Annotated in this window: 7 protein-coding genes and 2 pseudogenes; all 9 read right to left on the reverse strand. The window is 54.9% G+C overall.

The features are described 5' to 3' along the window. Positions 1–553: pseudogene (locus tag ABJQ89_RS06380) on the reverse strand (hypothetical protein); the annotation flags it as partial. Then, the gene (gene hslV / locus ABJQ89_RS06385) at positions 550–1,107 is read right to left on the reverse strand and encodes an ATP-dependent protease subunit HslV (protein ID WP_348495433.1); all 558 of its coding nucleotides are present in this window, start codon (positions 1,105–1,107) and stop codon (positions 550–552) included. The gene hslV and the pseudogene ABJQ89_RS06380, both read right to left, overlap by 4 nt. Before the next feature lie 120 nt (positions 1,108–1,227). Further along, entirely contained in the window at positions 1,228–1,548 is a 321-nt protein-coding gene (gene trxA, locus ABJQ89_RS06390) for a thioredoxin (protein ID WP_348495434.1), read from the reverse strand. A 79-nt stretch (positions 1,549–1,627) separates the two neighbouring features. Then, on the reverse strand, positions 1,628–4,969 hold the full coding sequence (gene addA, locus ABJQ89_RS06395) for a double-strand break repair helicase AddA (RefSeq protein ID WP_348495435.1): 3,342 nt from the start codon (positions 4,967–4,969) through the stop codon (positions 1,628–1,630). Further along, the gene (addB, locus tag ABJQ89_RS06400; RefSeq protein WP_348495436.1) at positions 4,966–7,908 is read right to left on the reverse strand and encodes a double-strand break repair protein AddB; all 2,943 of its coding nucleotides are present in this window, start codon (positions 7,906–7,908) and stop codon (positions 4,966–4,968) included. The genes addA and addB overlap by 4 nt, the downstream gene beginning before the upstream one ends. Continuing rightward, positions 7,901–8,596: a nucleotidyltransferase family protein gene (locus tag ABJQ89_RS06405; protein ID WP_348495437.1), complete on the reverse strand. Its 696-nt coding sequence runs from the start codon at positions 8,594–8,596 to the stop codon at positions 7,901–7,903. Before ABJQ89_RS06405 ends, addB begins: the two co-directional genes overlap by 8 nt. Then, on the reverse strand, positions 8,572–9,597 hold the full coding sequence (locus tag ABJQ89_RS06410) for a phosphotransferase (RefSeq protein WP_348495438.1): 1,026 nt from the start codon (positions 9,595–9,597) through the stop codon (positions 8,572–8,574). Before ABJQ89_RS06410 ends, ABJQ89_RS06405 begins: the two co-directional genes overlap by 25 nt. Next, positions 9,594–10,067 carry a tRNA (adenosine(37)-N6)-threonylcarbamoyltransferase complex ATPase subunit type 1 TsaE gene (gene tsaE / locus ABJQ89_RS06415; protein WP_348495439.1) on the reverse strand — a complete coding sequence of 158 codons (474 nt, stop codon included), beginning with the start codon at positions 10,065–10,067 and terminating at the stop codon, positions 9,594–9,596. Before tsaE ends, ABJQ89_RS06410 begins: the two co-directional genes overlap by 4 nt. A 48-nt stretch (positions 10,068–10,115) precedes the next feature. Then, a pseudogene (locus tag ABJQ89_RS06420) lies at positions 10,116–10,819 on the reverse strand (diguanylate cyclase); the annotation flags it as partial.

A 10,819-nucleotide genomic window follows, 5' to 3' on the forward strand; every position in this document is an offset into this window, starting at 1 on the left:
GAACAAATAGGGCGCCAACGCTGACAAAGACGCCAAGCGCAATGAAGAAGACTGTTACTGGAATGCGAAAGATTAAGTAGAAGAACCCAAGAAGAACGGTGGCAAAGCCAGCTGCAAACGCAAGCAAAAGAGCGCTATTAAGGTTTAATCCGTTCCCGATGCCAGCCCCGACTTGCAGACCACCAATCACCATCAAAGCAACGAGCATAATCGATGGCGCAACCATGCGGCGTTTCAGCGTAAAATAACGTGCTAGAAAATAGGTGACTACAACGGAAATTGCGCCGTAAAGCACAAAAGTGAAATTTGCGCTGTCGGTTGTGAAGACATTAATGCCTGTAAGACCCATCCAACCCGCGTAAAGAATACCAAGGCCAATCACGATGAACACTTCATTGAAGCCACGGAACAGCTCAAACGGCTCATCAAGCCCATCCATGTTTTCCCGCGTGCCGCGACGTTTATCCGCGAGCGCCATCAATGACGCAGCTTGCGGTTCTGTTAACACATTGGCCGCGACGGCTGCGCGTATGTCGTCTTTGTCCAAACTCATGCTTTGATGCTTTCAACAGTGAGCTTGCCGTTGGTGTAGACGCAAATGTCAGCCGCAATCGCCATAGCCTTGCGTGCTATCTCTTCGGCGTTGCCATCGCCATCCATCATACCGCGGGCCGCTGCGAGCGCGTAGTTCCCGCCAGAACCAATCGCAGTCACGTCATGTTCAGGCTCCAGCACATCGCCAGCGCCGGTAATCACAAACAAATCCTTACCATCGGTGACGATCAACATCGCTTCTAGCTTTTGCAGATATTTATCCGTGCGCCAGTCTTTGGCCAATTCAACAGAAGCACGCGCCAATTGGCCTGGGGTTGCTTCCAGCTTTGCCTCAAGCCGTTCGAGCAGGGTAAAGGCGTCAGCCGTAGAACCCGCAAACCCAGCAACAACGTCATAACCACCGGGGGACAAACGGCGTACCTTGCGCGCGGTGCCCTTGATCACGGTTTGACCAAGAGAAACCTGACCATCGCCAGCGATAACCACTTCGCCGCCTTTGCGAACGCCAATAATTGTCGTGCCGTGCCAACCGGGAAATTCGTCGCTACTCATACCTGTCTCCTCATTCGTTACGATCTATATGGCGGGGGGAGTGGCAGGGTGCAAGAAAGCGGCGCAAAAAACAAAAGGGCGCGCCGATGGCACGCCCTTAGGTTAACTTGTGAATTCGGCTTAGATCGCGTCGTTGATCCAGCTCTGAAGCGCGGCTTTTGGTGCTGCGCCAGCGCGGTTAGATACAACCTGACCGTCTTTGAAGATGAAGAGCGCCGGAATACCGCGCACGCCCATGGCAGCTGCGGAGTTCGGGTTGCTGTCTACGTCGACTTTAACGATTTTAACGTTGTCGCCATATTCTGCGGACAGCTCTTCCAATGCTGGGCCGATCTGTTTGCAGGGTCCGCACCATTCGGCCCAGAAATCTACAACAACAGGAACGGAAGAATTTTTGACTTCAGCGTCAAATGTGGCGTCTGTGACGGCAACGGTAGCCATGGGGCGTCTCCTAAAGGACTGCGGAAAATCTTGCTGGATGAACCTAGGTATTGGGGGTGCTGGCGTCAAGCAGGATAGATCACACGACCCTGTGAAGACTTTGCTCAACCAGATCGCTGGGCAGTTCCATCAAGGAGGTATTCCGCGTCCAAACGATTGCAGGGCGAATGCGCTTGTCTGGATAAATTTGTTTGAGCGCGGCAAGATAGGCCCCCATTTGACGCAACACGCCTTCAGGGCAGTCAGTTGCGTTTTGGGGAACGGCGATGTTGGATTTGAAATCAACTACCCAAACGTCACTTTCAGTAATCACCAAGCGGTCCACGATGCCATAGAGCGTTTGATCCTGCATTTGCGCGATAGGTGCGGTGATGGGAACCTCTGCGAGCGTACCTTTGGCAAAGAGGAAACCTAAATCAGGATGCGCAACAACGCGGCTGGCCTCCTCAAAGAGTTCGGGAATGTTGGCCGTTTCGGGTAGCAAAGCTTCGGCAATTTCTTTCCAACTGGCGCTAGGTGTTGCTGCGAAGTGTTCAAGCAGCAAATGAACCTGCGTACCGCGTAGCTTTGCGGCCTCTTCATCCAGCGCATGTTCGCTGGGCAGTGCCTTAGCGCCGCCAAGATCAGAGGGCGTCACAAAGTCGGTCTGCTCTTTTGGCTTACCAGCAACCTCGCGGAACATAGGTTCAAGCTGGGATGTCTCGACCGCTTGTAACGGCGTTTCGGCGTGCTCAATTTCGCCCCACGGCACAGGTTCGATCCTAATGCCCAGACCAAAGCCAAAATCATGTTCGACATAGGGTCGTTTGCGCGCAGCGGCGCTGGCCATTCCGTACCAGCTGTCCTCATCCGCTTTCCCCAAATCCCCAGCAGCCCCAAGGATGAGCCATTTTTCAGCACGCGTCATCGCAACATACAGCAGACGCATGCGTTCTTCGGCCTGCTTTTCTTCGCGCTGGGCTTTAGCGGTGAGAATTATGTCAGGCGCATCATCATTGCGCACGCTCCAAAGGGCCATCTCGCTTGTTTCGATAATCGATCCACCTGCGGGGCTTTTGCGTTTTTGGGTCTCTGGCATGATAACGATTGGCGCTTCCAAACCTTTTGAACCATGCACCGTCATCACCCGAATTTCGTCGCGATCTTGGCTAAGCTGCCGCTTGATGGTCAGATCATCGCTCTCCATCCACGTCAGGAACCCTGTTAGCGAAGGAATGCGGCTTTGCTCAAATGACAGCGCTTGGGCCAGCAATGCATCGATGCCATCTTCGGCCTCACGCCCCAAACGCCCGATGAACCGTCTGCGCCCTTCGTGACGTGTTAGAACGCGCTCGATCAAATCATAGGGGCGCAAGAAATCGGCCTGTGCACGTAAATCTTCGAGCAGGGCGAAGACCTCAGGATGTTGGTCTTTCTGGCCCCTAAGTTCCTGCCATAAAAACCGTGCTTTGCGATCATGTGCGAGGGTGAAGAGCTGCTTTTCGCTCCACCCGATCAAGGGCGATTTCAGCACGACAGCTAGGGCATAGTCGTCTTCAGGCGTCGCAAGGAAACTGAGCAGCGCTTGCAAATCACGCACCGCCATTTCAGCGCCGACCTTAAGACGATCAGCACCTGCGATTGGCAGATTAGCGGCTTTGCACGCGCGAATGATTTCTTCGAACAGATCAGAGCGACGCTGCACGAGGATCAACACATCGCCGGGTCTCACGGCGCGGAATTTGCCATCATCAAAGATCGCTTCGGGTCGACCGCCTATAATCCCCGTCATGCGGCCAATTTCATCCGCGATGCGGCGGGCCATCAGAACGGTTTCGTCGTTCTCCCCCAGCTTATCAATCGTGTCAGACCAATCGGCATCATCATCAGATTTTTCTGCCTTCGGGATCGCGGGCCAAATATCGACGCGGCCAGGGGGGCCACCATCAAAGGCAAGATGCGACGAACCGCCAAAACCTGCAGGTACATGTCCCTCAAACGTTTGATCAACGAGTTCCAGAATACACTGGGCAGAGCGGAAGGAATAATGCAGCTCTGCATCGATGAGCGGTGAATTGGTAGGACTAAGGCGCGTTTCAAACTCACCGCGCATGCGGTCGAATTCACGGGGGTCTGCCCCTTGGAAGGAATAGATCGATTGCTTTTTATCACCGACCACAAAGATCGTGCGCGGAACCTCACCGCGTGCACCCTCACCTGCGGTGATTTCTGAGGTGAGCCGTTCAACCACATCCCATTGCGCAGGGCTGGTATCTTGGGCCTCATCCACAAGGATATGATCAATGCCGCCGTCTAGTTTGTAGAGCACCCATTGCGCCATTTCGGATTTAGCGAGCAGATCGCGGGTCTTGAGGATCAGATCGTCGAAATCGAGCCATCCGCGCGCTTGTTTACGCTCTTCATATTTCTTCAAAAAGACAGTTGCGAAACGATTGAGGTGCAGCGTCTTTTTAACCGCGGCGAGTTTTAGTCGTGCACTACGCGCGGCTTCAATACGGGCAATCCATGCATCCAGCTGCGCTTGATACCCGAGGAAATTCTTCTGTGCGCCTTTGGCGGGAACCTTACCTGCCTTTGAAACGCCCTTGGCAGTGAGGAAAGCACCCTCCAACGCGCTAAGGGATTTCGCATTGAGGTCGCCAATCTTGGCTAATTTCGCCGCGAGTTTCACATCGTTCACGCCGGATGCGTTCAGGACGGGGATAAGCGCGGACAGCACCTTTGCCTCACCCCCCATAAAGACGGACGCTGCGATGGTATCATCGTCCATCAAGGGATGAAGATCGAAGGCCTTATAAACGGCATCATCGGTCGGCGGCGTCAAAAGCGCGCTGCGGTGATGGACGATTTCACCGCTGAGCGCTGTTAGATCGTAGGCACCCGTGACCGTTGCAAGGTTCATGATCAACTGCGCATCTGCGCCGCTTGCCATATCCTCGATGATCTCTTCACGCAGGAGGTCCGATGCGCGTTCTTCCATTTCTGCGAATTGTGGGCTGACGTTTGCCTCTAGCGGAAAGCGGCGCAAAACGGTTGAGCAGAAAGAGTGGATGGTTTGGATCTTCAAGCCACCCGGCGCCTCGATCGCGGCAGCAAAAAGCGTGCGCGCCATGCGCAGCGCTTCGCCATCGATATTGCCTTCTTCCCCCAGTTCGCGCAGGGCAGCACGCAAGGCGTCATCATCAAGCATCGCCCATTCACCAAGCCGCTTGAACAGACGGTTCTGCATCTCTGCGGCGGCGGCCTTGGTGTAGGTCAGACACAAGATACGTTCGGGGGGAACTTGGGCAAGCAAGAGCCGTGCAACGCGATCCGTCAGAACGCGTGTTTTACCCGAACCCGCGTTGGCGGACAGCCAAGTGGACATATGTGGGCGCGCAGCGTTGACTTGCGCTTGGGTGGCATCGTTACGCGCGATCATGGCGTGACCTCCCCATCATCTGGCAGGCTGGTTTCATCCCACTCACCAAAGCGGGAAAGCTGGTCGTAACGGCCAAAGCTCTTGGATTTTTCCATTGCACGTCGGGCCGTAAATCCCTTGTTAGGGTCTTGATAGTCGGAGATGAGCTTGTAAAGCTCCTTCCAAACTTGCGCTGTTGGCTTTTCATCGAGCGGCGCTTTCACGGACTTCACACCAGTGCCGACCCCCAGATAAGTGGCCCCTTCGATATGGCGCGGATGCAACCCGTCGAAATCGCCGCGTTCGGCCATGGCCGCCTCTAGCAAAAGCTGCATGTCAAAGGCGAGCTGTTGAGGTTTAGACGGAATTGCACCTGTCTTGTAGTCGTACAAATGCGCACCGCCGCGTTCATTAAGATCGATGCGATCCGCCTTCACAGTTAGGGTAAAGCCGAGATCGGGTAGCGTGCTTTTTCCCTTCACCTCGATATGTGAGGAAACGGCGTTTGCCTGCCTTTCACGCTCTTCCGCGACGAAATCATCAGCAAGGCGTGCTATACGTGCGGCCCACATCAGACGGGCAGAGGGCCAATCAACATCGTCCTCGAAAATACGGGTCGCGAGCGCCATCAAATCTTCGGCGCTGTTAGCGGTTTTCCATCCTTTTACGAAGTCCTCAAAGACCTGATGCACCGCAATGCCGCGCAGGCGCGCGTCGGCGGTTTTGACCAGACCATCTAGCGGCGCGAGACCAAGAACGTGTTTGGCGTAAATCGCATAGGGATCGCGCACGAGAGTTTTGATTTCCGTCACAGACAACTGTTTAGGCCGCGCTTCAATCGCGGGTCTCGGAGAAGGGCGTTTTGCAGCAGGGCTTTCAATCGGTTCTTCCAAAAGACGGGCGCGTTTGAGCCATGCGTCGCCGCGCGCTCTCATTTGCTCAATCGCCTCTGGTCCGTTCTGGTCCGGCAAACCGCCCATGAGGTTGGTTAACCGATTGAGCCAACGAGACGGCACCGTCTGTGCATCATCGGAGCGCTGCGCGCGGGTGAGCCAGACCTCAGGCGCTGCAATCGCTTGTTGGAAGTCATGCGCAGACAGACCGATGCGCCGTTCCGGCAGGAGCAAACCAGCGCCTTGGCGCATACGGCGGTTCAGCCACGGATCGGGGCTGGGCGCTTCAGGCCAGCTGCCCTCATTGAGGCCAGCGAGGATCAAAACATCCGCGCCCTGAACGCGCGCCTCAAGCGTACCCCAAATCAGAACATTGGGATGTCCACTGTCAGGGTTGCGTACCTCACCGCGGGAAAGGATACCGCCAAACAAATCGGCGTAATCGCGGGCGTTGAGATCAGGTAGATTTTCCAAGACGGGGTGCAATGCATGCCACTGCTTCAACGCTTCGCGACCTGCCCCTTCCTGCCAAAGCTCGCCAGTGCCGTCCCCATTCATCCCTTGCGAAATGCGTTCCGCCAACGCGATATGCTGTTCGGCCAATTCGGTCGCGTTTTGCAGCCCCTCGCGCATGTGTCCACAGAAGGTATTGGCAACCCAGCACGCCCATTCAACAGCGCCCTCAAGCTTGGTCTTACTCGCCCATTGGTTCAGGCTGTCTGTGTCAGGAAAGGCTGGCCCGTACTTACGGATCGATAATTCAAGTTCGCGGGTCAAACGCAAATGATCCCCGCGATCTTCACCGGAGTGGGTCAACGGGTGTTTGAGCAGCGTGAGCAGCGCTTCGGCGTCGAGTGGCCTTAGGAACAGCTCCATCACATGACGTAAAAAACGACCGGGGGGAGAGAGCTGCAGTGGTGTGCCGGCACTGTCGTCTGGCGTTATATTCCAACGGTCTAATGCAGCTGTGACCTGCCGTGTTAGCATTCGGTCAGGTGTGATCAATGCGGCGGTCTTGCCATCTTCTGCCGCTAGTCGCAGACGCATTGCGATAGCAAGCGCCTCTTCGCGGCTCGTCTGTGGTTCGAGCAGCGTTACACCGCCCATCGCGCTAGGCAGATCGCTAAGTTTTGGACCATCACGTAGCCAACCATCGGTGACAGGAACAGGGCGCAAGGCGAGCGATACAACCTTGTTGCGCGCGGCACTGGCGGGGGGAGTTGTCTCCCAAAGCGGGACTTTATCAGTCTCTAAATTGAGATCTTTGAGAATCTTTGCGAAACGATACTGAGGATGATCCTCTGGTGACATGCGCATCGGATGCTCTGCGCTGAGTTCGTTCCAGACCTCCTTTGGCATATCGGTGTCATAGCCTGGCAAGATCACCGCACCCTGCGGAAGGCGAGCGACGGCCTGCATGAGCAGCGCTGTCGTGCCCCGCGATCCGGTCGAGCCTGCGAGAATGATCGGATGTTCGGGCGGATTAGCCTGCCAATCGGCAATTTGAGCCAAAACAACAGCGCGCGCGCGGGCCTGTGCATCGGGCGGTTCTTGGGACAGATCAAGAAAACTGCCGACAATGCAGATGAACTCCTTCGCGCGGTTCCAATGGCCTGACCCGTCAGAGACGTCGAGTGCATCAATGTCCGCGAGCGACACGCCCTCGCCCTGCATTTCGTCCATCAAGGTTGCCAGCGAATCCGCGAGATCGAACAGTGAACTGCGCGAGGCAAGCGACGGGTTTTGCCGCAACAAGGCATCCACGAGCGAAATCAATTCAATCCGCCGCGCGAGCGGTGAAACAGCCTGTGGAATTGAGTGGAACTTTGGGTCTTTTCCTAAGTCCCCGAGCAATGTGATTTGCGGCAAAAGTTGCGCAGTCCCATCGGTAAAGAGCGAAGTTACGCGCCTGCGCATTCGTGCTGTGTTAACGATTAGCTGAACGCGGGCTATGGCCTCAGGCGGCTGACCTGCCATCTTCTTGCGTAGGCCAGAGACGAGCGCGGTGGGAAAATCGACACCAAGTTCGAGGGCGAAAACGCGCGCGTTGTCTTGGGGCTCAAACATCAGGTGTCTCAAACATGTCTTCGGCCAATTTTACCCCTTCCGGCGAACCAACATCGCACCATTTTCCAGTGTAGCGCACACCGAAGATGCGGCGCTGCTTAAGCATTTTTTCCCACAGGAGTTTAACAGAGAAAGACGTTTCAGAAATTTCAGACAGCCGGTCGGTGCGGATGATTTGAACGCCCGTGTAAATATCGCCAGCGCCATAAGTTAACCGATTGTCCTGATCGATCAGAAAGTCGCCCTTGCCGGTGTGGCCAATTGCGTTTCGCTTTGGCACGCAGAGCAAAAGCGCATCCATTTTTTCGGGGTTCCATGCGTTTAGCAGTTCTTGAAGGGGGTTCGTGCCCTTCCAAACAGCGTCAGTGTTCGAGGTGAAAACGGGGCCAGCCCCGAGGAGAGGAAGCGCGTTTTTCAAGCCGCCCCCAGTTTCCAGAATATCACCGTTTTCGTAGACAATCGTGATGTCCTGTCGCGCGGCGAGATGGGCTTTGATCTGATCGGGAAAGTAATGGCAATTCACGACTTTGCGGTCCAGTGCGATGTCATCGCTAAGTGCAATGGCGTGATCGAGCAACGCGCGGCCAGCAACCCTCACCAGAGGTTTGGGCCGATCTTTGGTTAAATGCCTCATCCGGGTACCGAAACCCGCAGCAAAGAACATTATAGCGTTGGGATAGTCGCGCATTTGTCTTTGAGCCTTTGCAAGATTTCAGGGGTTGGCGCGGGCAGGGCTTTCTTCAAAATGTCCGCTACAGGGGCGTTCACAGGGGCGTCTAGATCGCGCTCCACAAGACCCCAAACACGTGGGATCAGATCAACATAGGAAGGTTTGCCGAAGTGCATGGAAAGCCGTGCAAAGACCCCCAGAATGCGCAGGTTTCTTTGTAAACCGAGCACATGATAAGCATCACGAAATTCGGTATCGTCCCTGCCGGATGCAGCGATGTAACGAGCGATCATTGCCTCTTCAATCGGTAGGGGGACATCACGACGCGCGTCTTTTAAGAGTGATACGAGATCATAGGCGGGGTGGCCCAAAAGGGCGTCTTGATAATCCAGCAATCCGACCCGCGATACGCCTGAGCGCGCAGGGAGCCACAGAAGGTTTTCCGCATGGTAATCACGTTGGATAAGGACACTAGGTGCGCTGACTTTAGAGTCTAACAAGGTTGTAAAAGCGGTTTCAAAGGCAACCTTTGTGTTTTCGTCAACGCCGTCCTCAACCCCGAATTTATACCAATCAAAGGCAAGCGCAGCCATCTTTGTCATGAAGGCAGTGTCATAGGGCTTCAGCGCAGGAGGTTTTGCAGTGTGCAAGTCTAATAGAACGTCTGTCGCCGCCTCATAAAGCGGTTGCTCAAGTGCAGGTTTTGCAAGGACAACACGCGCGAACAAATCATCACCAAGGTCCTCGATCAGCAAAAGCCCGTTTGCTTCATCTTCTGCGAAAACCTCAGGTGCGCTGAGCTGGATGGAGCGTAGATAATTCGTGATCTCAACAAAGGGACGCACATCATTGCCAAGCGCGGGATCGGCATCCATCAAAACAGCGCCCCGCCCGTCGGCTCCACTGCCTACGCGTTGATACTTCCGCATAGAGGCATCGCCAGCGAGCGGCGCACGCGTTGCGTTTCGCCAATCCGTCGTTGCCATGAATTCTGAAATGATGTCTTCTCTGTTACTCATGCTATGGCCTTGAATAGTCTGTGTTGCAGCGCCTCTGATCCGCCTGAAAGGGTGATCTTGCGTTGGTCCTCAATTTCAGTTGTTTCGAACGAAAGAGTTGCTGCATCCCCTGGGGTGAGGTCAGCGAGCCGATCAGGCCACTCGATCAAACAAATTGCGGTTTCGAAAGCTTCGGTGAGACCGAGCTCTTCTGCCTCGTCGGGATCAGAAAGGCGATAAAGGTCAGCGTGCCAAACTTCGCCTGCGCGGGTTTCGTAGGTTTGAACCAGTGTAAAGGTCGGTGATGGGACATCCTCTGGGACGTCTTGCAAAGACTGAATGAGGGCGCGCGCGAAATAGCTTTTGCCGGCGCCGATGTCCCCCTGCAGCAATATTGTATCGCCGGCACGTAAAACGCGTGCGAGATTGGCCGCGAATTCAGCGGTTTGCTCTGTGTTGTGGGCGATGATGTAGGGCGCGGTGTTCGACATGGCGCCAAGGTAGGGCGCTTTTGTCAGCGGGGAAACCGTGAAATGCGTTTAGGCGGCCACAGTTCTGGATCGTTTGCGTTTGCGCGGTGCTGGATCAATCGCAGAGACATCGATGGCGAGTGCGCTTAGCGTGACAAGGGTTGCGCCAGAGGCGATTGGCGTTACCTGTAGAGTGAAATTTCGCCCATCGATATGCTGTAATTTGGCACCCCAAATCTCCCTGTCGGATTGACCGGAAATGAAATCCCTGATTTCGCCCCAAACAGGACTAGGTCGGAATTTGTCTTGCCAATGACGCGTAAGATCTTGCGCGCTTAGCTGCTCCACGGGGTGATCTTCATCGAGCTTGAGGAAATCCAGCATCGGTCGGTTACATTGTTGGATGAGTCCGGCTGCGTTAAAAATGACGAGGCTATCGTTCAAGGCGTCCAGAGCAGAGCGGGTGACACTTGCTTCGCTTCGAAATCTACGTGTCAGGGAAATTTCGGCGCTGATGTCCTCGAACAGGAAGGCAATCGCGCCGTCAGGATGGGGCCTGCCCGAAATGCGATAAGTGAGCCCGTTAGGAAGATGCCAAGTTTCATTGAAATTGTCATCACTCGCGGCTGAAATCATATCAGCAATGCGTTCGCGCCAGGATGCATAGTTCTTTGGTTCGGGCATCACCTGATTGTCACGCAATTGGTCAAAAAACGAAAAAAGGTTTGGTCGGGCTGTCAAAAATTCAGGGCGCAATTCGGTGAGATCGATCA

The sequence above is a fragment of the Planktotalea sp. genome, assembly GCF_039984035.1.
Classification (GTDB): Bacteria; Pseudomonadota; Alphaproteobacteria; order Rhodobacterales; family Rhodobacteraceae; genus Planktotalea.

Coding starts and splice junctions, on each gene's coding strand:
- hslV (WP_348495433.1), bottom strand. CDS start 1,107: ATGAGTAGCGACGAATTTCCCGGTTGGCACGGCACGACAATTATTGGC.
- trxA (WP_348495434.1), bottom strand. CDS start 1,548: ATGGCTACCGTTGCCGTCACAGACGCCACATTTGACGCTGAAGTCAAA.
- addA (WP_348495435.1), bottom strand. CDS start 4,969: ATGATCGCGCGTAACGATGCCACCCAAGCGCAAGTCAACGCTGCGCGC.
- addB (WP_348495436.1), bottom strand. CDS start 7,908: ATGTTTGAGCCCCAAGACAACGCGCGCGTTTTCGCCCTCGAACTTGGT.
- ABJQ89_RS06405 (WP_348495437.1), bottom strand. CDS start 8,596: ATGCGCGACTATCCCAACGCTATAATGTTCTTTGCTGCGGGTTTCGGT.
- ABJQ89_RS06410 (WP_348495438.1), bottom strand. CDS start 9,597: ATGAGTAACAGAGAAGACATCATTTCAGAATTCATGGCAACGACGGAT.
- tsaE (WP_348495439.1), bottom strand. CDS start 10,067: ATGTCGAACACCGCGCCCTACATCATCGCCCACAACACAGAGCAAACC.